The organism is Cyanobacteria bacterium GSL.Bin1 (assembly GCA_009909085.1).
In the GTDB taxonomy this organism is placed as follows: domain Bacteria; phylum Cyanobacteriota; class Cyanobacteriia; order Cyanobacteriales; family Rubidibacteraceae; genus Halothece.
Genome location: JAAANX010000062.1, coordinates 18,279 through 42,906 on the forward strand (window position 1 = coordinate 18,279; position 24,628 = coordinate 42,906).

The following is a 24,628-nucleotide window of genomic DNA, read 5'->3' on the forward strand; positions in this document are numbered from 1 at the left end:
AGCTTTGGAAGATTGCTTAAGCAAAATTTTATAACAGGTTTATAACAGGTGAACCGTTGTTCAGTTATTATATTTATATCTGAACAGATATTCACGTAATAACAGAGAGGGTTGAAATTATGACAGTTACTGTCGATCAGATGAAGTGTGCTTGTGAATCTTGCGTTTGTATCGTGAAAACAGATACTGCGATTGAGAAAGATGGTCACTTCTATTGTAGTGAGGCTTGCGCGAATGGTCACCCCAACGGTTCTGGATGTGGTCACACGGGGTGTGATTGTCATCGCTAGAATCTAAGGTGATTCAAGAAAACCCCTGAGGTAGTCTCTTTGGGGGTTGGAATTTTAGAATAATAATGATTATCATTCTGGCTAGGAATTAACTGAGAAACCTGTCATAATAGCATTCTCTTTTGGATTTCATACTACATGAGAGTTAGGGCTTTAATTTTAGAAACCTTATTCTGTTCCAACCCCTCCAACTCCTGTAATTTCAACCATCCTCCCTGCACCAATTCAGCCAAGATGAAAAGAAGGGTTGAAGGGTCATAGTGATACTTTCCATCAATTTCGTGACGTTTTGCACTTAAAAGATCGTGTAGATGCCATAGATCTTCTACTACTTCCACCTGTTTGGCTTGTTGCTCTACCTCTTGAATCAAAGCAGCGATTTCCCGTTTGTATGCTTTATTAAACGCTTCTTGTGCAATTTTCTCTTCCTGAGAAGACCATTGCTTGTCAGTTACTTGCATTATTTATGTTTGATTATCAAGTTTATTAATTTTCGCAATATATCTTAGCACAATTCTCATAAAGGGTTCTAATCTATTAAAAAAGGGAAAAGGAATTTGGCTGTTTCCCTTTCCCTGAAGTCATAACGAAGTTAAAACCTAGTTGGCAAGATTCATCAGTTCTTTAGGAGAGGCGAGTAAATCAATAGCAACAAAGAAAATTTTGTTTTGGTCATTGAGTAAGAAGCGCCACGCAATATTCATGCCCACGCCAGCACCGAACCAAGGCGTTTGTACTTTACCCGTTACCTTGATTTGAGTGTAACCATCTTCTGCGGGTTCTGACACACCGCGCTCAGGCAACAACTTCAGATTTTGGCACTCTTCGCGGAAGAATTGATAAATTTTATCTTTACCAACGATCGGGCGTCGAAAAGGAGGCTGTAATCCCCCATCTTCCTCAAAGAGTTCAATGAGAGCATCAAAGTCATTGGCATTGAGGTTATTCATATAGCTGAATATCGTCGGGTTGCTAACGCCTTCAATCTTCACTTGTTCCCGTTGCGACATATCTTGAGGAGGCTCTACGGGTTCAGTCACTCGCTTGACGTTCCCTAAATTCATCGGGTCAACCCCCATATCAACAACAGCATTCCGCAATACTGTAATTTGCTGTCCGCTTTCTAAGGTGCGAATGGTTTGTAAAACGGCCGAAGCATTTGCTGATAGTTTATAGTTATCGGGAATGGGAGCAACGAGACCTTGTTCCATCCAGACTCCCAGTTGATACCAAAAGCCGAGTTTAATATTAGGGCTCCAAGTGCCATAGGTACGGCTGATTTCTGTATCGGCTCGGTTCACTAGGTCACACATGACTTGCGTTTGTTCGGGAAAAGTCATCTGGCGAATTTTTTGCAAAGTGGGCTCGGCAAATTGCATATTAGCTGCGCCAGGGGCGGCAATGGTGATACCTTTCCCCATTTCTTTGTAAGCAAACCAGATTAAGGCAAGTTGGTCTTCAGCGCTGAGTTGATTAAAGCGCGCAATCGTGGCTGGAACAGCATCAGCGGCGGCTGTTTCTGGAAAAATATTGCGGGCTGATTCAATGGAAAAGGGCATGGATTGGCACTCCTACAAATCGTGATTGAGAAACGATAGCTTTTGAAATAGAAATAGATTGATATCTATTAAATTGAATCAATCAATTGATTTAACTGTAGCACTTGCTACCAGTCCTATTTCCTTGACGACGATCAGCTAAAAGTTTGGTGAAAGAAATCCCTAACCCCCCTAGGGCAAAATAAACACTGATTCAGTTAGGAGTTGGAGTAAATGCCTAATTGAGCTCGGCGAGATCGCGTTCCCAAAAACGTAAGATTTTTAATTTTTTGTTAAATTCCTTTACAAGAGGGTCTTGCTAAAATGATAATGATTATCATATTGATATAAGGATGAACTGATGATTACCGCTCAAAATTCTGTCCCTGTTACCGTTTTAACGGGCTATCTCGGTGCTGGTAAAACGACTCTACTGAATCGGATTCTCACCCATGAACATGGCAAAAAAGTTGCCGTCGTTGTTAATGAATTTGGAGAGGTTGGCATTGATAACCAGTTGGTGGTTAATACCGATGAAGAAATCTTTGAGATGAACAATGGCTGCATTTGCTGTACGGTGCGTGGTGATCTGATTCGGATGATTGGGAATTTGATGAAACGGCGGGATAAATTTGATCATCTGGTTATTGAAACCACAGGCATTGCCGATCCAGCCCCAGTGATTCAAACTTTTTTCATGGATGAAGATGTCCGCGCGCAAACCAATTTAGATGCGGTGATTACACTGATCGATGCTAAACATATCCATCAGCATTGGGATGCGGAAGAAGCCCAAGAACAAATTGCCTTTGCGGATGTAATTTTACTGAATAAAACGGATTTAGTGAGTCCAACGGAATTGAAAGATTTAGAAGGGCGCATTCGAGGGATGAATGTCATGGCAAAGATTTATCGCACGCAGGATGCACAAGTGGAAATGGATCGTATCTTGGGGGTACAGGCGTTTAATCTCGATCGCGCTTTAGAAGTGGATCCTGATTTCTTGGGGGAAGACGCGCACGAACATGATGAGACGGTTAAATCAGTGGTGATTGATGAGAGAGGACTTCTCGATGGCGATAAACTAGACCAGTGGGTCGGTGAACTTCTTCGTAATCAAGGACCCGATATTTTTCGGATGAAAGGTATTCTCAACATTCAAGGAGAGGACAATCGTATTGTTTTTCAAGGGGTGCATATGTTGTTTGATGGTAAAGCAGATCGTCCTTGGCTTCCCCATGAAACCCGTAAAAATGAACTGGTTTTCATTGGACGTAATTTAGATGAAGCTGAACTCAAAGCTGGATTCCGAAACTGTTTAATTAAAAAATGAGAAGTCGTATCGCATTTCAGGCTACAGGAGAGAGTCGTTTATCGGATTATATTAGCGCGATCGCGTGGTCGCCAACTGGAGACTTTGCCGTCAGTTCTGCTTCTGGAGAAGTTGCCCTTTTCAATTTAGATTCCTTTGTTCCCGTTTTCCTGCAATCCGCCAATGATTATGCGGTTGCTTGTCTGGCTTTCTCTAGTGATGGTCAATTTCTAGCCAGTGCTGGACAATTAGGACAAGTAAAAATCTGGGAGGTGTCTTCTGATTCTCCTCAAGTAATAGCCACCCTAGATTATCCTTCTACGTGGATTGATTGTTTAGTGTGGAATCCAGTGAATCATCACCTTGCCTTCAGCTTGGGAAAGTATATCCAAGTTTGGGATGCAATGACTCAAGAAATTATCACGACTCTGAATTTTGAAGCCTCATCGGTGCTAGATTTAGACTGGCGCAGGGATGGATTATGGCTAGCAGTGGGAGGATATCAGGCGACACAAGTTTGGAATACTCAAGACTGGGATGATGACCCCGAATTGATTGAAGTTCCTTCTGCTAGTATTGCCGTGAAATGGTCTCCTGACGCTCGTTATCTGGCTTGTGGCAATCTTGATCAAACCTTGTTGGTTACGGAATGGGGAAATCCCAATCCTTGGCTGATGCAGGGCTTTACGGGTAAAGTCCGTCAACTAGCTTGGTCTTCTTTTCCCAATCGTGCCGGTGCGCCTCTGTTAGCTGCCAGTAGTGGCAATGATATTGTGGTTTGGGAACGGAGTCAAAATCAACGCATTGGCTGGAGTAGTGAAGCGGTGAGTCATGAAGAACAAGTAGCTGCTCTGGCGTTTCATCCCCAAAGTCTGAGACTTGCCTCAGTGGGGAAAGATGGCTGGCTTCACTTTTGGCATCGCGGTCAGAAGTTGCTACAATCGTTTAACCCAACCTTAGCGGGATTTTCTAGTCTGAGTTGGCATCCGCAAGGTCATCATCTGGTTGCTGGCAGCGAAGCGGGAGAAGTTTGGCTTTGGTCGCAAACCAAAAGCGGACGTGGGTTTGGGTAATTTAAGCGTTAAAGCTGGTTCAAATAGATGAATTTGAGCCTAGGGTTCGCGGTAGCTGCTCTTCAGTGCAATTTTCCTTCGGCTTAGGTGCAAAACTCAAACTACATCCGGTTGGAGTCATCTTTTGCAGCTTTTAGCTGTAGGAAGGCGCGATTCTTAAAATTTTATTAATTAATGGGGATATCGGCTATGGTACAAGTTCCAGAGAAAACAATTACCTTAGAGGAGTTTCTGAAACAACCGGAAACCAAGCCAGCCAGCGAATATATTAACGGACAGATTATTCAAAAGCCTATGCCCCAAGGAAAGCATAGTATTCTTCAATGTGAGTTGGTAAATATAATTAATGCAGTTGTCAAAAAACAGCGCATTGCTCACGCTTTTCCCGAGTTGCGCTGTACCTTTGGCGGAAGTTCTGTTGTCGCTGATGTGACCGTCTTTGCTTGGGAACGCATTCCCGTTGATGAGAGTGGGGATATTGCCAATGTCTTTCCTCTTCCGCCAGATTGGATCGTTGAAATCCTTTCTCCAGACCAAAGTTCAACTAAAGTAACGGGAATCATTTTACACTGCCTGAATCATGGCACTGAAATGGGTTGGCTGATTGATCCCAAAGCGCGATCCATCCTTGTTTTCCCTCAAGGGCAACAACCCCAACTGCTGGCAGAGCCAGAAGAGATTTTACCCGTTCCTGATTTAGTGGGGAATTTGCGTTTAAGTATCGGCGAGATATTTAGTTGGTTAAAGTTATAGAATTTTTCAATCGCCTCCTCGGGATAGCAACTAACGATTTTCTGTGGCATTGGCTTGGGGTGGATCAATCCAATTTGCCAATAGTGCGATTGGAATCATTGGCAGCATCGGCAACAGACAAATCAGCCATTGCTTCCAGGTCAGGGGTGCGGTTTCAAACAGGATGTTCATCACACTCCACTGACTAAACAGCACTTGCAAAATGATGGCACCGGCAATTCCCAAAAGCAGAATTGGGGCATTAGCGATCGCGCTCCCCTGACCGCGCAAATATTGCCCAATGTTTGTCCCTAACTGACTGATACTGATCAAATAAACAATGCGGGCTGCAACTAGGGCTTGAATCGCCATGGTTCGTGCCACCGCAATATCCCCTGTGGAGGTCCGCGCCCATTCAAACAATCCGAAAATCAGAATCCAATTAAAAACTGATACTACCAGAATGCGACGGAATAGTTTTGGGGTGAGGAGGGGTTCATTCGGGTTACGGGGTGGTTGTTGCATTAACCCCCGAGATTTGGGTTCAAAGGCAAGGGGAACCGTCATCGTAATGGAGTTGATCATATTCAGCCAGAGGACTTGCAGAGATAAAATCGGCAACGCCCGCGCCAGCAAGGCACTAATCAAAATCGTCATCGATTCCCCGCCATTTACCGGCAGGAGAAACGCGATCGCCTTACGCAAATTCTGGTAAACCGTGCGTCCTTCTTCCACCGCAGCTTCGATGGAGGCAAAATTATCATCCGTCAACAGCATCGCAGCAGATTCACGGGCAACTTCCGTCCCGCCTTTGCCCATGGCAATGCCAATATCCGCCTGCTTCAGTGCTGGGGCATCGTTGACCCCATCCCCCGTCATGGCAACGATATTGCCTTTGGACTGGAGGGCTTCCACCAGTTGCAGTTTTTGGGCTGGCGCAACCCTAGCAAAGACAGACCCCTCAATGGCAGCATTGTGCAGCTCCGACTCACTCATTTGAGCTAACTGTTGCCCGGTCAAGGCGACAACCCCGGCAGGCGTTTGAATTCCCATTCGTTGCGCGATCGCCCGGGCTGTGGCAATGTGGTCGCCGGTGATCATCTTGACTTGAATCCCTGCTGACTGACAGGCATGAACTGCCGCGATCGCCTCGGGACGGGGCGGATCAATCATGCCCTGTAGTCCCAGAAACACCAGATCGGAGGCAATGTCCTCATGGTCGATCGCGTGCTGATGAGCTGCTGCCGTTTTTTGAGCAAAGGCAAGCACCCGTAATCCTTGCCCTGCCATGGCATCGACTTCCTGTTTAATCTGAACAGCATCAAGCGCGATTGACTGTCCCTGAGCATTAAGCATCTGGATACACCGAGACAGGATCGCCTCTACCGAACCCTTCACGTAAATCATTCGCGGTTGAGCATCATGCAGCGTTGCCATGTACTGATACTCAGACTCAAAGGGAATGGCATCCATGCGCGGGGTTGCACTCGTGAGTTTAGCTTGACTCAACTCTGCTTTTTCCCCGACCGCAATCAAGGCGCCTTCGGTTGGGTCGCCTACCACTACCCAATCTGTCCCCGTTTTTTTGAGCTGGGAGTCGTTGCAGAGAATACCGGCGATTAAACATTGAGCTAACGCCGGTGGCAGATCAACTGCATCCATCACGATTTCATTGCCGTTGCTAACGTGGGTAAGATCGCCTTTTGGACTGTAGCCCCCACCACTGACGCGATAGTGTTGCTCCCCTGCGTAAATCGCCTGAACGGTCATCTGATTTTCCGTCAACGTCCCCGTTTTATCCGAACAAACCACCGTCGCACTGCCCAAAGCCTCTACTGCCGGCAATTTGCGAATGATGGCATGGCGTTTCGCCATCCGGTTCACCCCGATCGCGAGAGTAATCGTTACCACCGCCGGTAAGCCTTCGGGAATCGCACTGACGGCCAGGGCAACTGCTGCCTCAAACATATTAATCCAGGAGCCTCCCTGCCCCAACCCCACCACAAAGGTGAAAGCTGCCAGAATTAAAATCACATAGAGCAGGGTACGACTAAATTTCTCAAACTTCCGAGTTAGCGGTGTGCTGAGGCTGACGCGCTTTTCCATTGATCGCGAAATCTGCCCCATTTCAGTAGCGTTGGCAGTGGCGACCACGATGCCCTGTCCCTGTCCGAAGGTGATAAAACTGCCTGCATAAGCCATGTTGCACCGTTCAGCCAGTGGGGTATCCACAGTCAGCACCTGGACAGATTTTTCAACAGGAACTGATTCCCCCGTCAGGGCAGATTCATCCACCTGTAAGTTGCGTACCTGTAGCAACCGCAAATCCGCCGGCACTTTATCCCCTGATGTCAACATGACTATATCCCCCGGTACCAGATCTCGTGAGGGAATTCGCAGGGGTTGTCCTTCTCGCAAAACCGTGGTTTCAGTGGTGACAGCGTTTGCTAGAGCCGCGATCGCGCCTTCTGCCTTTGCTTCTTGCACATAGCCAATAATCGCATTGATTAGAGTCACGCCCCAGATTACCCCGGCATTGGTCCACGATCCTAAAAATGCTTTCACCGCCCCAGCCAAGAGCAAAATATAGAGGAGAGGCTGATTAAATTGCAGGAGGAACCGGAGCCACGCCGGTTTTCCAGGCTGAAACTGCAATTCATTCCAGCCATACTGTTCATAGCGACGAGCAACTTCCTCAGGGGTTAAACCCTCTTTGGCACGGCTGCCTAAACTTTCTATGACTTCATGGTCAGCATGTGCATGGTAAGAACGCAATTCAACATTCATCACATTTTCCTAGTTCTAAATTGACCAACGGTTATCCGCAGATCTTCACTGCGTCGCTTCGCTCCTCGCTCCAGCCGCCGTCTCACGGCAGAGTACGGATAACCTTTCCTAATAACTCGTCGCTCAGATAAGTGGCAAGCGCTATTTTGAATCATTACGACTGAATAGAGACCCGACCAAAAATCAAGATTGGTCTTCGGGCAAGCATTTAGAAACGCACATCCCTTACAGAAGGCTAACTAATGGATAACCAAGGTACCCCAAACCAACGGGTAGGACTTTACGGTAAATTTGTTTGCAACCTGGCAGATAGGCAAAAGCTGGGTAAGTATGGATTTACCCAGCTTTTCAGTATAACAGGTTAATAACTTAATTTGAGAGTGAGAGAGGAGCAGAGGAGTGATTTATGCCGTCCTCCACTAACGAAAATAAAATTTACAGAAGTCCCCAAAAGTGAAGGACACCTTGACCACTAAGCAGTTCAATAAGAATGGCAGATATAAAGCCGATCATGGCTAAGCGACCGTTCCAATTTTCTGCGGAGGTGTTGAAACCAAATTTAAAGTCGTTACGATTTTCTTCCATGATGACCTCTGAATGATTTAAGAATGTAGTTCACTGTAATATGTAAATAATTGTAAACAAAGGTTGTCAAAAGAGCAATCATCCAATGGGAGGAGAACGATTAAATGATTAACGGTGAAAGATCAGCTGACACGCATTTAAATTGGGATTTTTGAAACCCAGACTCCTTACAGCCAGGTTAATCAGCGATCAAAATAGATGCAACACAGATGGGTTGCTTCGACCACAACGGCAACCCCTTGCGGTTGGAGTAATCCCTCAATTGCATCAGCAATTATAAATAAATTTCGGGGCGATGGCTGTGCCGACTCGTTTTGCGAGTATCGCGCGATCGCCCCGAAAGAAGTTTTCAATTCAATTCAGTTCAGATTTGATAATCTTATTGTTCTAACATGGCTTGAGAAGTGCTTTGAGGAAGACGCGGTGCAACAAACCCAGGAGAATAGAAGGGATTGAGACTCGCGCGGAAGGTATTGCCGCGTTCTGCAATCACAGGGGTGACTGCTTCTCGGGCTTTCAGCGCCACTTCTACAGTTTTCACATCATAGGTACTCGTTGCTAATTTGGGATATAAACCAATACCGATGATAGGAAGGAGTAAGCAAGCAGTAATAAAGATTTCCCGAGGTTTGGCGTCACCGAGATATTTTTCAATGACAATGCCAGAGTTAGATTCGCCATAGAAGACTTGACGCAGCATGGAAAGGAGGTAAATCGGGGTGAGAATTAAGCCTACGGCAGCGAGGAAGACCATTGCCGTTTTGAAAATGCTGCTGTAAGCATCGCTAGTGGCAATACCGAGGAAAACAGTTAACTCACTGACAAACCCACTCATTCCGGGAAGGGCTAAAGATGCCATTGCAGCAACGGTGAACAGGGCAAAGATTTTGGGCATTTGTTGTCCCATACCACCCATTTTATCCATGACAAGAGTGTGCGTCCGTTCGTAGGTTGCACCCGAGAGGAAGAACAGGGCCGCAGCAATTAAGCCGTGAGATACCATTTGTAAAACTGCGCCGTTTAAGCCCAACTCAGTGTAAGACGCAATTCCCAGTAAGACAAAGCCCATGTGGGAAATGGAAGAATAAGCTAGACGACGTTTGAGGTTGGTTTGACTAAATGCTGTTAAGGCACCGTAAACAATATTGACAACACCGAGAACCGCTAAAACAGGGGCAAAATAGACGTGAGCGTCAGGCAGCATTTCCACGTTCATCCGAATCAGCCCGTAGCCGCCCATTTTGAGTAAAACACCCGCTAAAATCATGGAAATCGGTGCAGAGGCTTCACTGTGCGCATCGGGAAGCCAAGTATGTAGCGGAAAAATCGGGAGTTTCACACCAAAGGCAATTAAGAAGCCCACATAAGCCAGCATTTCTAGGGCAAAGGGAACATTTTTCATTCCCAGTTCCATCATGTCGAAAGTGACGTTGTTGCCGTAAAACGCTAAGCCTAAACCGGCAACAAGGATGAAAATCGAACCCGCAGCCGTGTAGAGAATAAATTTAGTGGCGGCATAACCGCGATTTTTGCCGCCCCAGATGGAAATTAAGAGATAAACCGGAACTAATTCTAGTTCCCACATTAAGAAGAATAAAAGTAAATCTTGCGCAGCAAAGACGCCAATTTGGGCGCTATAGAGAACAAGAATAAGAGCATAAAATAATCGTGATTTATAAGTGACATTCCATGCGGCTACCACAGCAAGGGTGGTAATTAAACCGGAGAGAACAATTAAAGGCATGGATAAACCATCGACGGCTAAAGACCAGTTTAAGCCAAGTTCAGGCAACCAAGGATAACTTTCTTGCAGTTGGAACCGGCTATTGTCGAGGTCAAAATAACGCCCGAAAGCATATACAGTAACAATAAGATTGATCAAGCTCGCGCTCAAAGTAAACCAGCGGAGAGTTTTTCCATTTTCGTTGGGGAGGAAAGGAATAACGCTCGCAGCGAGGAGAGGAAAGAGGATAATGGCGCTCAGCCAGGGAATTTGAGACTCGATCATTACAGATAAGAATAAATACTTATGACTACATCTTTCATTATATGAAGAGATGTTAAATTTTGAAAAGCTATATGGCGAAAAAAGACATAGAAAAATCTAATTGTTGCGGTTAACTTCTTCAGTGTTGCCCTTGGATTAGTCTAGAAATGGAGTTTTTGGATTTGCAATGAAACTTGCCCTTGATCAGTATGCTCATTTGGATTCCCCCCTTCATCGCTGGCATCAACAGTTAAAGTTGATTGCCTTGGGAGGGCTCATTTTTGCCTTTGCTTTTGTCGAAACCTTGGCCTTACTCCCGGTCATGATTGCCATTACAGCGATTTTGTTCGGTTTATCTCAGCTTCCCCTGCGGTTTCTTTTGTCACGACTCCAATATCCCGGGATTTTCATTGCAGTGGTTGTATTTGTCTTACCCTTAGTTTCTGGGGAAACGGTACTTTGGGAATGGGGAGGAATTGCCATTCGACAAGAAGGATTATTGTCGGTGCTGCTGATTGTGACTCGTTTTGTGTGTATTCTTACGATTAGCTTAATTTTATTTGGAACCGCGCCATTTTTAAGCAGTATAAAAGCAATGCGATCGCTGGGTTTACCCACCGTCATTGTCGATATGACGTTATTGTCTTATCGCTATTTAGAATCCTTTGGCGAAACCTTAACCACCATGCAGCGAGCGATGAAACTCCGTGGGTTTGAGGCGCATCGCTTGAGTAAGCGCAATACAACTCGTTTAGCCTCTTTGATGGGAAGTTTGTTAGTCCGCAGTTATGAACAATCGCAACAGGTATACCATGCCATGATCTTGCGGGGTTATCGCTATGGATTAAATCGCCAACCCACTGGTTTCGGCATTGCGTTGAAAGAAGCGACTGCACCAATGCAGTTTTGGTTTTGGTTTACTTGCGCGATCGCGCTGAGCTTAATTATCGCAGAAATATTATCTTAATTTTTATGAAACAACTGACTGAATTACCTCGCCTTCGCACTTCCGAAGACAGTGCGCTTGCCATTCACAACTTAGAATTTTCTTATCCTGACCAACCAGCGGTTTTAGACCAGCTTAACTTTAAAATTGAACCGGGGGAACGGGTGGGCTTAATTGGTCCCAACGGCGCTGGGAAAACCACCTTCTTTCTCTCGACTTGTGGTATTCTCAAACCCACGGCTGGGGAAATCTATGTCTTTGGTGAACCCATTCACGCCGGAGAATTTAATCCGAATATTGGTTTAGTCTTTCAAAACCCCGATGACCAACTGTTTTGTCCCACCGTTTGGGAAGATGTGGCGTTTGGTCCGGAAAATTTACAACTGTCTCCTGCTGAAGTGAAACAGCGGGTAGAAGAAGCCTTGAGTATCACCCGGACCTATTCTCTTGCTCAACGGGTGCCCCACCACTTATCCGGCGGACAGAAGTGTATGGTTGCTATTGCAACGGTTTTGGCGATGCACCCCCAGTTAATTTTATACGATGAACCTAGTGCGAACTTAGACTTATCCTCTCGTCGCCGCTTAATCGATTTTCTGGAAATCTCTGAACAAACGATTATTATTTCTTCCCACGATCTCGAGTTAATATTAGAAGTCTGCGATCGCGTTCTCCTGCTCAATGAAGGACAAATTATCGCCGATGGCGACCCCCATCGGGTTATGGGCAACCAACGCCTCATGGAAAGCAATGGACTGGAAAAACCTCACTCCCTATTCCATCATCCCCCAGGCGCACACCAGGAATGATTGATTTTAGTAGTCTGTCAACTTGGAAATGATGGGTTGAGGGGAGACAAGATCAGCACACTCCTTCCTTGAGACAAAAGTGATCGCCTACTAGCTGTTTCAGAATTGAGGAATAGCTAATGTTTCTGCAGTTTCACTCGTGATCAAAAAGTAGGGATAAACGACTGTGCATGTGCATATCCCTACAGGAGTAAATTAAAAGAATTTTTATCTTGGTCTAGCGTCCTTGTTGTGGAATGGGATAACCTCGTTGTTGTAGCATTTCTCTGGCGCTGGGACTGAGTTGATAATTGCTACCATAGCCACTGGCTGCTAAGGATTCATCCAAAACGTTAGGCGTTAGTAATACAATAACTTCTCGACGAATATTGTCTCGTGTGGTACTTCTAAAGAGAGAGCCAATAATGGGAAGATCGCCTAAGATAGGAACCTTGGTTATACTCGTTCGATCTTCGTCTTGAATAATCCCTGCTAGGACAAGAGTCTGACCATCTCGTAAGCGAATTTCCCCGGAATTCAGCTCTCGTTTATTAAGCAGCGCAATAATATTATCATCACCACCAATATTCAGGTTCTGGGTTCCACTGATGGAAGTTACAGTTGGATTGACATTTAAGGTAATAAAACCATTATCATCAATACGTTGCACATCAATATTAAGAGTTAATCCTGCTTCCTCAATTTCAGCCGTTGTGGTCGTAGTTGTGAGTCCATCACTACTTTCAGTTTCTCGGATAATATTGCCAACTACTTCTTGGGTTAGGTTTACCCCTGCGGTTTGTCCTTCTTTAATTAACAGAGTTGGATCAGTGAGAATTTTTGCGTTACCGCTCGTTACTTGTGCTTCTAGTAAAGCAAGGAAGCGGCTGGGAAACTGAAATAAGCCTGGAATAGAAAACTCTCTTTCTACTGTTCCATCATCCTGAACGTCAATCTCAGATATTCCGGGCAGAAAAGGATTATTCTCAGTGCCAAAGTTAGGACGAGCTGGTGTCGCATTAAAGGGGGCATTAGGCTGATTATCAAAAAATGGCGCTGCTTCTGCTCCATCTGGAATTGGAGTTGGAATGACTGAAGGAGTGGGTTGTCCTGGGATAGTTGTACTAGCCCGAGTGGGAGGAACAGTCCCGCCAAAATTTGCTGCAGCTGCACCACCATCACTAACGAAAAAGCTGTCATTAATGCCAAAAGAGAAGCTAGAGCTAAACTCATCCGTATTGTTGAGATTGACATCAATGATTTTCACATTGACCGCAACTTGACGACGACGGGCATCTAACTGCTTGAGTAAGTCAACTGCTGTTGCAATTTTACGAGGTTCTCCAACCAGGGTAACTGCATTGAGACGCTCATCGGTAGAAACAGAGATTCCCCGCAGCAGCAAAGCACCGCGAGCTTCTCCAGGCTGATTCACTGTTAACGGTCTTAATTCAGAGGGTTGCTCAGTTTCTCGAATTAGAGCCCCGGTCTCTTGGTTAAATTCTCGTTCTACAGGGGTTACAACCTGTTGTACTTCTGCCCCCTGTGTCGCTAGAAACCCAGAAGCCGCATCAACACTGACTTGGTTTAAACGTAAAGTTCGGGTCATCAGTTGACGTACTTGCTGCGGCAATTGCTTACCCACGAAAATCGTATTGCCCCTTCGATTCGCCTCTAGCCCTGATAACTGCAGAATCGAATTAAAGGCAGCTTGTACTGGTTCATCTTCTAAATCCACCGAAATGGTTTGTTCAGCAGGATTTTCCTCATCTTCACCACCGCCTTGATCCGCAAAAACCAAGTTAACATTAGCCGATCGCGCTAATAAAGATAATACTTCTCGCACTGGCGCTTCTCGTAACACCAAGCGAGGCACTCGGGTATTCGTGCCTAAATCAACCATATCGGGTGACGAATCAACCGTTGAAACGGCAATATCCCCTACGGGTGGCGCAATGGCTCGGGGTCGTGTTGGTTGTAAGCCTGGTGAAGGCGGTGGGCTTTGACCATTGACCGGTTGACCATCTACTGTCAGCTCAGGATCGGGGAACATGACCTCTGCTTCTCCCTGTCCTTCAGGCGAAGAGGTATCCGGGCTTGCTTCTGGCTCTGCTGAGAAGGTTTGTTCTGATGGTGGTGATTCCTGAGCGGTTTCTGCTGTGCCGCCTCCCCCTTCTACGCTGAAACTTAGGGTTACTTCTCCGTCAGCAACAGACTGAATCTCCGCATTGGGGGCATCATTCGTGCCACGAACGATTACCCGTACACTATTATTATCATTTTGAGCAATACTTAACGATTCCACACCAGGAAAAGGATTGCTTTCCTGCATACTATTGCTATCACCCAGATCGAGCTGCGTATCGGTTAAATCGACAACAATGACGTTATCGCGCTTAATTGTAAAAATCTGTGGGCGTTTAGAACTATCAGCACTGAACTTTAAAGTAAAACCTTGCTCGGTAGCTTGCGATTGCACGTCTTCAATTTGTGCTGAAGCAATGCCTGCCAAAGGCGATGCCACCAACATGGCAGTTGTCCCTAATAAAATACCAATTTGCTGCGAATAATATTTCACGTTTTCCTCACTCCTCATTACTCATTATTGATTACTTTTAAAGACTCTTAATTTCAGTTCATTTACTCTTCATTATTTTCCTCCTCTTGTGGTGCTGCTGCTTCCTGTTCTATTGCTCTTAATTTTTCCCGGCTAACCGGTAGAATAGCTTCTAGCTCGAAAGTTGAACGGAGGTTAGGATTAGACGTTGGAATAAAGCGGTTTTCTTCTAAAGAAAACGTTCCTTGGACTTCTTCAGTAATTTGGGTATTAAAGTTGTTAACCAATAATAAAGGTTGCAACCGTTCAATACTTCTAATCAGCGATCGCGTTTGTGCAAATGTTCCGACAACTTCTAGACTATAGGTTTTGCGCTGAATTTTACCATTAACTGCTGCCCCAAAAGAACCATCATTGATGATTTCTGGGTTAGCCATTAAAGGTTGAAAACTTTCTAATTGAAACTCATTTGCTTCTGCTGTTATTGTTTCACTATTTGTCTGTTGAACCGTCTGTTCTAGGTCGAACAATAGGGTATCCAAACTATCTTCACTGGACAAAAGATTTAAGACTTCATCTTGTTGGAAACGGACGGTCTGAATTTGTTCTTCTAAGCGTTGAATTTCCCCTTCCAAAGCCGGTTGGTTTTCAATTTGACTCTCAATTTGATCTCTTTGATTAACCAGTTCACGGTATTCTTGTCGGGAAGGTTGCAGATAATTTAGCCATAAGTAACCAGCGACGCCAAGTCCTGCCACAGCAACAGCAATTCCACTGACTTGAGGAGTAAAGGTAATTCCAAATGCTTCCGGATAGGCAGCTTCTTCTTCTAGCTGCTCTTCTGGTGTTAGTTCATCACTAAATGTCATCGCTTTTATCCGTTAGATTTTTGTGTTTTATTTTTAATTATTGTACAATTCCTCTTCGCTCTAATGTTCTAATTCGAGTCACTAATCCAATTGACCCTTGTTCTTGCAGAAAAGGTAATAGCTCGGAGGCTTTTTTATCATTGAGGTCAAAAGAAAGGGTATAGTTAATAATCGGTTTGGGTGATAACTCACCAATAACCGGTGGCGGATCGCCAACGAGTTGAAAATTCGACTGACCTTTTTGGGCTGTTTGTAAATTGACGGTTTTTGCTTGTACCAACGGCGATCGCTGCAAAGTTAAAGCAAAGTGATTGACGGCTTCATAGGATTCTCCCACTCCCGTTAAATTAAAAGTGATCGTGCCCTCGGCTTCTGATTGTTGAAAAGCGTTGATTTGAACATTACCGGGAGCGCGATCGCGCACATCTTCCAAAATAGCCGATAACGGCTTAATTTTATTAAAAATATTAGCCAAAGCGGTTAAATTGGTTTCCGCTTGTGTTAGTTCTTCTCGCTTTTGAGTTACTTGTTGTTGCTGACTTTGCAACTGACTTAACTCTTGTTCTAACGCAGTAATTTCACGTTGAATTTGTGCTTTTTGTAAATTCGTTAAATACCAAAATCCTCCCACTGCTGCTGGTAAAGCAATTCCAATGACTGCACCAATAATGAGTGGTAAATTACTTTCAACAGTTGGCACTGCTTCATTTTTTTCTTGGGTCAGCGTATTTTTGGGTACTTTTTGAGTATGTCTTCGTTCTCTTAGAAAATTGACATCTAAGCTATACATAAATTTTAAATCTCCTTCAGTGCTAAGCCTAAAACGGTTCCTAAACCAGGACGTTGTGCAAGATGAATTTCTGCTTGGGTTTCGATGGATAAGGCATCAACTGGATCAATTTGAGTGGTTGGAATATTTAATCGTTGGTTAAAAAATGTGTCAATTTGTCCAATGCCAGCCCCAGGACCTGCCAATAACATCTGCACAATTTCCTTATCCTCACTTTGATTCAGATAATAATCAACTGAACGACGAACTTCATCCGTTAACTCCCCTAAAACACGCTGTAAGGCATTCATTCCCGGATTAAGAGGTGTGGTTTCTTCTTTTGCTTGTTCTAAAGAAACCGGAAGTGTCATTTCTTGTAGGGTTTCCACATTGCGAGAGGGAGGGAGGCGCATTGCTCGACTTAGGGCACTCTGCAACTGAAACGTACCAATGGGAATCGTGCGATTAAACTCTGGGATCCCATCAACAATAATTGCCAATTCTGTACTATCAAATTCAATATCAACTAATACCACTGCTTCTTGAGAAGGGTACTGTCGTAATTGCTCACGAATTGTCCGAATCAGAGCAAGCGTATTAATTTCAAGCGTATCCAATCGTAGACCGACTTGTTGCTCAAAGATATCTAAATAGGTATCTGTTACCTCGCGGCGAGTAGAAATCAATAAAACTTGTACTTTTTCGATGCCATCTTCATCCGTAAAGTACCCTAATTTTTGATAATCTAAATCCATTTCTTCAATGGGATAGGGGAGATAAAGCCCAGCCTCTTGATTCAAAACAACATCTCTCAGTTCTTCTTCCGAGAGTTCTGCGGGGACCGGAATCAAATTAAGCATTGAATCTCGCATTGGCACAGCAGCAGCTAGTTTTTTTGCCTTAATCTTGTTTTCAGAAAGTGTCTCTTTAATTAAATCTGCCAGTGTCACGGGGTCGATGATTTTACCATCAGAATAAATGCCTTCGGGAACTTCTTTACTGGCTAGGACTTCTAATTCATACCCGCGGTCTGTATTACGCATCTGAGCCACATTAACTTGGTTTGGGGTTAGCTCAATGCCAACACCTTTTCCTCTTTTTTGGACAAAACTGGGAACTAACTTCGAGAGAGGCTGTAACATTTTTTCACTCAAGTTATTTTTAGGAATAAATCATTGTCTAGAATTATGCCTTATTTAAGCTCATATCACTACCGTTAAATCAACAGTTTTCAGTGACAGATCTCTAAAGTTTATCGGTATCGGCATCGGCGGGTGTAGCCGCTCAAGCTTGGTTCAGGTTTCAACCCCTAGGAAAATAATGAGGAACTACAGCTGAGGTTATCTTTCCCCATTGGGAGGGAAATCTTCCAACTTGACCAGCAAATTGACAAAGATTATACCTTAAAGTGATCTGAATTTCCTTAACTGGATTTCCTTAGCTCTAACCCCAACGACAATTTTTGAGGCTGAGTCTCTTTCTTCCTTTTGTTGCAAAGGTTTGTAGCTATTGCAAGGATCTCCTTTTCAGGAGAGAATGTCTAATATTGTAGTGAAAATAACCAAAGTTCTATGCTTGAGAATGGTAGATCAGAACTGTCAATTGTTCATCTATTATCCTGACTAACGGTCAGAGATTACAGCTTCTGTTTAGGAACGTGTTATCTCTAACCCAAAAGTTATCAAAAAAAAATGACTTGTCGTTATCTATTTAAGGAGATTAAGTTTTGAAAAAAGTAGAAGCAATTATCCGACCTTTTAAATTAGACGAGGTAAAAATTGCCTTGGTCAATGCTGGTGTTGTAGGAATGACTGTTTCTGAAGTCCGTGGTTTTGGTCGCCAAAAAGGTCAAACTGAGCGCTATCGCGGTTCTGAATACACAGTAGAATTCCTGCAAAAGCTCAAAATCGAAATTGTGATCGAGGAAGACCAAGTGGATACAGTGGTTGATAAAATTATCAATGCTGCTCGCACTGGGGAAATCGGTGACGGTAAAATCTTTATTTCGCCAGTGGATCAAATTGTTCGGATTCGCACCGGCGAAAAAAATCTAGAAGCCGTTTAACTTTCACAGTTTTCCCTAATTAGGGAGAGGGTGATAAGGGGATAGCCTTTTTACTCCCCTTTCCCCTAACCTCGTCCCTTACCGGTATCGATGATAGATAGGGCTAATCTTGACGACTGTGCTGTCCTTTGCTCCTCACTCTCCATTAGTAATCTTTAAAATTTCAGGAAACAATGCGGAGAAGGCTTGACCCCGATGACTCAGTTTTTCTTTACAAGCTGCTTCCATTTCGGCAAAGGTTTGTTGGACACTGGGCACATAAAAAATCGGGTCATAACCAAAACCGTTGCTGCCTCGCGGTGCTCTTAAAATTTCTCCTTCACAAATTCCTTCTTTTTCAAGAACAATCGCGCCATCAGGTTGCGCAATGGCAACGGCACAAATAAATTTGGCAGCCCGTTGTGGGGTCTCTCCCAGTTCTGCTAAAACACGAGCAATCCGTTCTTGATCGGTATTGGCATAGCGAGCGGAATAAATTCCCGGCGCCCCTTTCAGTGCGGCTACGGCTAACCCCGAATCATCCGCGATCGCGAAATGTCCAGTGGCTTGTGCCACAATTTTGGCTTTTAACCGCGCATTTTCCATAAATGTGGTTCCCGTCTCTTCTACTTCCAATTCTGGGGGTTTGAGAACAAGCTCACACGCTAAGTTACGGAGATAACTTTGCATTTCCTGGAGTTTCCCCGGATTACCCGTTGCAACAATTAACTGTTTCATTCAAAATTTCCCTTCTACAATGGATGTAGTATGGCTAGTGAGATTAATATCTCATGCTGGGGAGTTTTTGGGAGGAGGAATCATGTTAGTCGTATTAACTGAAGAACAAATCTTATCGCCCAAGCAAGTCTGTCAAAATTGTTTACTCGCTGATCGTCGTGGGCTTCCCCGCTGGCGTCAGGGGCATCTTGGTTGTGGCCAGATGTTAAGACGTTTAAGTGAGCAACAGCCGGAACTGTATGAATGTCAAATGGGATTTCGTCTAGCTCATTTAAACTCAGTTAACGGAGATCATACAATATTGAAACCTCAATAAAATCAAGGAGTTAATTCACATGGCTGGTCGCGGCAACGCTGAAATTCAAGACCGATTTTTTGCAGCTTTACCTTATATTTTACCTTTAATTTATGTGCTGCCGTTTGGGAATTTCCTGCTCCGGCAGTTCCCGATCTTACAGTTTATCTATGCGCCTCTCCAACCAGTGATTCAAATTTATTATGGCTTTCCCTTTGCGGGTCTAATTATTTTCTTTGTCTTACTCTTTGCTGTGGTTAGAAATGAAAATATTAGTCATTTTATTCGGTTTAATACCATGCAGGCGATTTTAATTGATATTTTGCTGGTCTTGATTCGATTTGGCACGCAAATTTTAGGCGCAGGGCTGAGAGCCGGCGGTGGCTTATTAATAGAAACCTTCTTTAATATGATCTTTATCGGGACCTTAGCAGCTTGTATTTATGGGATTGTGCAATCGGCACGAGGAATTTATGCAGAAATTCCTGCCATTTCAGAAGCAGTTAATGGACAGGTGCGTTAATCCGAGTTAAGGGCTTTTCCCTTCATTAAAACTCACAACCTCATTTTCTAAAGCGCCAATGCCTTCAATTTCGATCCGAACGCGATCGCCGACTTGCATTGGCCCAATCCCTCTCGGGGTTCCAGTAAGAAGAACATCACCGGGAACTAAGGTCATAATTTGAGAAATATAAGAGACCAATTTTTCTACGGGAAAAACCATTTCGCTGAGTAAAGCCGACTGCCTCGGTTCGGTTTCTTCATTGATGAAAGTTTGTAGAGTAGCCCCAGCGCTTAAATCGCGTACAATCCAAGGACCGAGAGGACAAAAGGTATCGAAGCCTTTAGCACGAGTCCATTGACCATCTTTCCGTTGTAAATCCCGTGCGGTTACATCATTGGCAATGGTATAGCCCCAAATTTTACTTCTCGCTTGTTCTGGCGTACAGTTGCGAGTCCGTTCTCCCATGACCAATGCTAGTTCTCCTTCATAATCAACGCGTTCGCTGAATTGGGGATAGTAAATGGGTTTGAGGTGAGCCGTAACCGCAGTGGGGGGTTTCAGGAAAATTAAAGGTTCTGTCGGCACTTCTCCCCCCATTTCTGCGGCATGTTGATGATAATTTTTTCCCACGGCAATCACTTTTGTCGGGGCGCAGGGAGCGAGAAGTTCATAGGTTTCCGGTTCAAGTTTTAAGTCTGTGGGTTGTCCTCCTAACCAAGAGGGGGCATCCAAGACTTGTACACTGCGATCAAGCTGTAGCAGTCCGTAGTAGGTTTGGGCTTGGGTGGTTTTCACTCGGACGTAGCGTTGCACCATAATCAATTAATAATTAATAATTAACAATTAATAATTAAAAATGAGTTTTTTGTTACTTGCTTTTTAACTGGGAGCGATAGACAATTTGACCTTAATTTCTAATGATAAATCAATCATCCATAACTAATAACAAATAACAAATAACAGACTAAAATTATTCATTGTTAATTGTACATTGTTAATTCTCTGTCAAATGTCCAAGTCAGTAAGGTTGAGTTGAGGACCGTATTTTTCAATGAACTCCCGACGGGGGGCAACGCGATCGCCCATTAAAACCGTAAAGATGCGATCCGCTTCCGCTGCATCTTCAATTTCCACGCGCTTCAGGGTTCGGGTTTCTGGGTTCATGGTGGTTTCCCACAGTTGCAAGGGCATCATTTCTCCTAAACCCTTAAATCGCTGGAGGGTGTAGTTGGCGTTGCTGGGAAACTCACGGACTAAATTCTGCATTTCGCGATCGCTGTAGCAATAGTAATGTTGTTTTCCTCGTTCTACTTTATAGAGAGGCGGACAAGCAATATAAACATAGCCTTGTTCAATTAATGCCCGTTGATAGCGATAAAAGAAGGTTAATAATAAGGTTCTGATATGCGCTCCATCAACATCAGCATCCGTATTATGAGCGCAAAGTCCCCCTACGCCGCAGATAAAGTTCTCATCTCCTTCTACCGAGAAGTCATACACATACTCTCCCGTAAGTTCCACTTCCTGATTCTCGATGACTCGTAACGCCATCAAATCATCGCTAATCGGAAGATAATCGGGGGTTTGTTGCTTGGGTTTTGCCAAATAGGCGAGTAATTGTTCGGCACAATGATGACGCTGCCAAATCTGCTGACAATTCGCTAACTGTTGTTTCTGACAGATGCTAATGGTGTAGTAAGGATGGCGAGTTTGAATGCTTGCGTTTCCAGTGGGCTGATGTTCCGTGGTAGTTGCAATTAAGCCTAATTGACCAAAGAGATACAGTAAACCATCTTTGAGATGTTTCCCATTAGTGGTAAACGAGATATGGGCATCGCTAATTGTGCCATCACCGAGAAAATATCCCTCTAGAAACGCAAGTTGGAAGCGTTCGCTAACACTAAAGACAACATTGGGGAGTTGTTTATCATGGGCAAGATTGCCTAAATTCCAAGCGCGAATCAAACGGGCAGCCATCACGCTATGGAAATAAAGTTTAATCCCTTTGCTGTCAGGATCGTAGTAGCAACGTGGCGTTTCCCCGAAAACGGATTCGATAACTTGGGTTAGTTCCGGAATTAGCGGTTCATCTTTTTCCCCTAAATTGAGGCTAACTTGATGTTGGCTTAACGTGCCTTCTGCTACATACCAACCTAAGAACCACAGTAATTCCTCAGTAACAGGTAGATCGCGATCGAAGGCTTTATTGACATGGGCGCGAGGAACGATTTTTACTTCATTTCCCAACTCCACTAACTCACTGGGGGTAAATTCAGCAAATGGTTTGTAATCACTCACCTCTCGCCAACGGACATTCTTACTATCTTCTTGATCACAGAGATAACTGTCAATTTTAGCTGGCAGCGTTTGATAAACCACCTTTTCATTCCCGCCAATTGCTTCTAGATAGGAGAGAAAATTCGGTAAGGTGGGATGATTAACCCCACGTTCCCAATGACTAATAGTAATGGGTTGTTTTACGCCACAAGCAAGGGCAACTTGTTTTTGGGTTACGCCTAAGTCTTGACGTTGGGTAATTAACTGTTGCCAATTTTCTGCATCAAGTTGAACCCGAGGTTCACTGAGTAAATCAGGGCGTTCAACTTTCGCTAAAACTCGCGCGGCTGCCGTTTTGCGAACACTCTCCCCTTGTAAATAAAGATTGTCGGTTAATCCTGCTTCGTAGAAGGTGCGCAGTAAATCAATAGAGGTTGTAGGTTCACTTGGGCGCGGTAAGCGACGACTTGCCACTAACCAGTCTCCTTGGCGAATTTCATTGCCTTTTTTCAGGCGAACTTCTCCGTCTTCATAAACAAAGACACTGTGGGAGGAGGTAACTTTCACCGAACGCTGATAACGAGTGGTAATCTGATACATGGGTTCTTCATGCCCATGACGAATTACCTCTTTTAGGGGACGGAAGCGGGTTTGATGGGTTTTGGGGTCAAAGGACATCACCTGATAGCGTTCTTGGCTGCGTCGCCCTTCCACACAATCATCAATAAACCCACCAATGGGAGTCAATTCTGTTTTTCCCGTATCATCCATGACGAGAGTAGGTTCATCCCCCGCAACACTCATAATCACGGCACGATGGTAACGGAGTTGGGATATATCAAACTCTTCTCCTTTCACCCCTAATCCCAAGGCAGTAATCAGCGACTGAATCTCATTATTTTTATAGATTTTGCTATCATCTGTTTTTTCAATGTTCAAGATTTTACCGCGTAAGGGGAGAATGGCTTGAAAGCGTCGGTCTCGCCCTTGTTTGGCACTCCCGCCCGCACTATCGCCTTCGACGATAAAAATTTCTGACTCAGCCGGATCCCGAGAACTGCAATCGGCTAATTTCCCAGGTAGGGGAGACGATTCTAAGACCGATTTCCGACGGACTAATTCTCTCGCCCGTCGTGCGGCTTCGGCTGCTTTAAACGCTTGTACTGCCTTTTCAATAATGGCATCAGCAACATTGGGATTAAAATCTAAAAATTCAGTGAGCGTTTCTCCCACTAGCGAGTCAACAATGCCTCTCACTTCTGTATTCCCTAACTTGGTCTTGGTCTGACCTTCAAATTCCGGTTCCGGAACTTTTACAGAAATCACTGCTGTTAACCCTTCTCGAATATTTTCTCCGGCGAGGTTAGAATCATTTTCTTTCAGTTTGTTGCGCTTACGGGCAACATTATTCATCGTCCGGGTTAAAACCGTTTTTAACCCTTCAAGATGGGTTCCCCCATCCACTGTGCGAATATTATTGGCAAAGCCTAAAACATTATCGCTGTAAGCATCAACACACCATTGCAGCGCTACTTCCACTTGTACCCCTTCTTTCTCTCCCTGCACATAGATAATGTCAGGATGGAGGGGTTGTTTTTCGCCGACAATGTAACCGACATATTCTTTAATGCCGCCTTGATAGCAGTAGGTTTCAGTGCGCGGTTGTTCTGCATTACGGTGGTCAGTGAAGGTAATTTTGACTCCTGCGTTGAGATAGGCCAGTTCTCTCAGTCGTCCGGCAAGGGTATTATAGTCAAATTCTATCCCTGTGGTAAAAATTTCTGTATCAGGAAGAAAGCACAGTGAGGTACCGGTTTCGGGACTGGGATCCGGTTCGCTTTCTAAATCATGAGTGGGAACTCCTCGCTCGTAGCGTTGCTTATAGGCAGTGTGTTCCCGTCGGACTATTACTTCTACCCATTCTGAAAGGGCATTGACCACAGAAACACCAACTCCATGCAGTCCGCCTGAGACTTTGTAGCCTCCCCCACCAAATTTACCACCGGCGTGGAGAACGGTCATTACAGTTTCCAGTGCTGACTTTCCAGTACGAGAATGGACTTCCACGGGAATCCCCCGTCCATTATCAGTGACAGTTACGGAACCGTCTGCGTTAAGATCGATCTCAATGTGGGTGCAGTAACCAGCAAGCGCTTCATCAATTGAGTTATCCACCACCTCATAAACCAGATGGTGTAGTCCTCGTGGCCCTGTAGAACCAATATACATTCCGGGACGTTTGCGGACTGGTTCTAGACCTTCGAGAACTTGTATCTGTTCAGCACCGTAACTGTTTGTCATGAGCTTCTCCGAAGAATTAAAGCATTAAGCCCCGTTGATTGACTTTTAGGGCAAAATCTTCGGAAATTCTAACACAAAAGGGTTAAAGGCGACATAAGAGTGTTTTGAATTAATTTTTTCTGAGGTCACTGGTGAAGTTGCTATCAAAATCAAACAATGCTCTGGTTAGCAGACTAGCGACGAACTTGTAAAGAAGATCATTCTATTGCTGATGCTTCGCCGATGCAGTCAAAAC

At 44.5% G+C, this 24,628-nt stretch carries 21 protein-coding genes and 1 pseudogene; 9 read left to right on the forward strand and 13 right to left on the reverse strand.

Annotated features, from left to right (window positions below; genetic code table 11):
• Nucleotides 1–119: 119 nt before the first annotated feature.
• Complete coding sequence (locus GVY04_07035) at nt 120–290, forward strand: metallothionein (protein ID NBD15894.1); 171 nt, start codon at nt 120–122, stop codon at nt 288–290.
• A 134-nt stretch (nt 291–424) separates the two neighbouring features.
• Here the strand turns inward: GVY04_07035 and GVY04_07040 are convergent, their stop codons facing one another.
• Complete coding sequence (locus GVY04_07040) at nt 425–751, reverse strand: hypothetical protein (protein NBD15895.1); 327 nt, start codon at nt 749–751, stop codon at nt 425–427.
• A gap of 138 nt (nt 752–889) precedes the next feature.
• Nucleotides 890–1,849 (reverse strand): Red carotenoid-binding protein, encoded by a 960-nt coding sequence (locus GVY04_07045; GenBank protein NBD15896.1) that lies wholly within the window; start codon nt 1,847–1,849, stop codon nt 890–892.
• A gap of 340 nt (nt 1,850–2,189) precedes the next feature.
• Here GVY04_07045 and GVY04_07050 point away from each other — a divergent pair, with 340 nt between their 5' ends.
• The 3 genes from GVY04_07050 (at nt 2,190) to GVY04_07060 (ending at nt 4,966) form a co-directional block, all read left to right on the forward strand.
• Nucleotides 2,190–3,161 carry a GTP-binding protein gene (locus GVY04_07050; protein ID NBD15897.1) on the forward strand — a complete coding sequence of 324 codons (972 nt, stop codon included), beginning with the start codon at nt 2,190–2,192 and terminating at the stop codon, nt 3,159–3,161.
• Complete coding sequence (locus GVY04_07055; GenBank protein NBD15898.1) at nt 3,158–4,213, forward strand: hypothetical protein; 1,056 nt, start codon at nt 3,158–3,160, stop codon at nt 4,211–4,213. The genes GVY04_07050 and GVY04_07055 overlap by 4 nt, the downstream gene beginning before the upstream one ends.
• 189 nt (nt 4,214–4,402) lie before the next feature.
• Nucleotides 4,403–4,966, forward strand: a complete 564-nt coding sequence (locus GVY04_07060; GenBank protein ID NBD15899.1) for a Uma2 family endonuclease — start codon at nt 4,403–4,405, stop codon at nt 4,964–4,966.
• A 30-nt stretch (nt 4,967–4,996) separates the two neighbouring features.
• On the opposite strand, the gene GVY04_07065 is transcribed toward GVY04_07060, so the two are convergent.
• From GVY04_07065 to GVY04_07080, 4 genes and pseudogenes are all read right to left on the reverse strand, one after another.
• Nucleotides 4,997–7,732 (reverse strand): HAD-IC family P-type ATPase, encoded by a 2,736-nt coding sequence (locus GVY04_07065; protein NBD15900.1) that lies wholly within the window; start codon nt 7,730–7,732, stop codon nt 4,997–4,999.
• 435 nt (nt 7,733–8,167) lie between these two features.
• The gene (locus tag GVY04_07070) at nt 8,168–8,320 is read right to left on the reverse strand and encodes a chlorophyll A-B binding protein (GenBank protein NBD15901.1); all 153 of its coding nucleotides are present in this window, start codon (nt 8,318–8,320) and stop codon (nt 8,168–8,170) included.
• A 179-nt stretch (nt 8,321–8,499) separates the two neighbouring features.
• Nucleotides 8,500–8,592: pseudogene (locus tag GVY04_07075) on the reverse strand (hypothetical protein).
• A 104-nt stretch (nt 8,593–8,696) separates the two neighbouring features.
• The gene (locus tag GVY04_07080) at nt 8,697–10,325 is read right to left on the reverse strand and encodes an NADH-quinone oxidoreductase subunit M (GenBank protein ID NBD15902.1); all 1,629 of its coding nucleotides are present in this window, start codon (nt 10,323–10,325) and stop codon (nt 8,697–8,699) included.
• A gap of 166 nt (nt 10,326–10,491) precedes the next feature.
• Here GVY04_07080 and cbiQ point away from each other — a divergent pair, with 166 nt between their 5' ends.
• Complete coding sequence (cbiQ, locus tag GVY04_07085) at nt 10,492–11,271, forward strand: cobalt ECF transporter T component CbiQ (protein ID NBD15903.1); 780 nt, start codon at nt 10,492–10,494, stop codon at nt 11,269–11,271.
• A 5-nt stretch (nt 11,272–11,276) separates the two neighbouring features.
• The gene (locus GVY04_07090; GenBank protein NBD15904.1) at nt 11,277–12,059 is read left to right on the forward strand and encodes an ATP-binding cassette domain-containing protein; all 783 of its coding nucleotides are present in this window, start codon (nt 11,277–11,279) and stop codon (nt 12,057–12,059) included.
• Between the two features lie 217 nt (nt 12,060–12,276).
• On the opposite strand, the gene GVY04_07095 is transcribed toward GVY04_07090, so the two are convergent.
• The 4 genes from GVY04_07095 to pilM are packed head-to-tail and all read right to left on the reverse strand — an operon-like array spanning nt 12,277 to nt 17,375.
• Nucleotides 12,277–14,634 carry an AMIN domain-containing protein gene (locus GVY04_07095; protein NBD15905.1) on the reverse strand — a complete coding sequence of 786 codons (2,358 nt, stop codon included), beginning with the start codon at nt 14,632–14,634 and terminating at the stop codon, nt 12,277–12,279.
• A gap of 44 nt (nt 14,635–14,678) precedes the next feature.
• Complete coding sequence (locus GVY04_07100) at nt 14,679–15,464, reverse strand: pilus assembly protein PilO (protein NBD15906.1); 786 nt, start codon at nt 15,462–15,464, stop codon at nt 14,679–14,681.
• A 37-nt stretch (nt 15,465–15,501) separates the two neighbouring features.
• Nucleotides 15,502–16,254 (reverse strand): fimbrial assembly protein, encoded by a 753-nt coding sequence (locus GVY04_07105; GenBank protein NBD15907.1) that lies wholly within the window; start codon nt 16,252–16,254, stop codon nt 15,502–15,504.
• Nucleotides 16,255–16,259: 5 nt separating this feature from the next.
• Nucleotides 16,260–17,375 (reverse strand): type IV pilus assembly protein PilM, encoded by a 1,116-nt coding sequence (gene pilM / locus GVY04_07110; protein ID NBD15908.1) that lies wholly within the window; start codon nt 17,373–17,375, stop codon nt 16,260–16,262.
• Nucleotides 17,376–17,959: 584 nt separating this feature from the next.
• On the opposite strand from pilM, the gene GVY04_07115 reads away from it, so the two are divergent.
• Nucleotides 17,960–18,298: a transcriptional regulator gene (locus tag GVY04_07115; protein ID NBD15909.1), complete on the forward strand. Its 339-nt coding sequence runs from the start codon at nt 17,960–17,962 to the stop codon at nt 18,296–18,298.
• 135 nt (nt 18,299–18,433) lie between these two features.
• Here GVY04_07115 and rdgB read toward each other — a convergent pair whose 3' ends face one another.
• On the reverse strand, nt 18,434–19,015 hold the full coding sequence (rdgB, locus tag GVY04_07120; protein NBD15910.1) for an RdgB/HAM1 family non-canonical purine NTP pyrophosphatase: 582 nt from the start codon (nt 19,013–19,015) through the stop codon (nt 18,434–18,436).
• An 82-nt stretch (nt 19,016–19,097) separates the two neighbouring features.
• Between rdgB and GVY04_07125 the strand changes: the two genes are divergently transcribed.
• Entirely contained in the window at nt 19,098–19,331 is a 234-nt protein-coding gene (locus tag GVY04_07125; GenBank protein NBD15911.1) for a hypothetical protein, read from the forward strand.
• Between the two features lie 19 nt (nt 19,332–19,350).
• The gene (locus GVY04_07130) at nt 19,351–19,833 is read left to right on the forward strand and encodes a hypothetical protein (protein NBD15912.1); all 483 of its coding nucleotides are present in this window, start codon (nt 19,351–19,353) and stop codon (nt 19,831–19,833) included.
• 6 nt (nt 19,834–19,839) lie between these two features.
• Here the strand turns inward: GVY04_07130 and GVY04_07135 are convergent, their stop codons facing one another.
• Complete coding sequence (locus GVY04_07135) at nt 19,840–20,631, reverse strand: DUF2437 domain-containing protein (protein NBD15913.1); 792 nt, start codon at nt 20,629–20,631, stop codon at nt 19,840–19,842.
• A gap of 189 nt (nt 20,632–20,820) precedes the next feature.
• On the reverse strand, nt 20,821–24,393 hold the full coding sequence (locus tag GVY04_07140) for a DNA gyrase subunit B (GenBank protein ID NBD15914.1): 3,573 nt from the start codon (nt 24,391–24,393) through the stop codon (nt 20,821–20,823).
• Nucleotides 24,394–24,628: the final 235 nt, after the last annotated feature.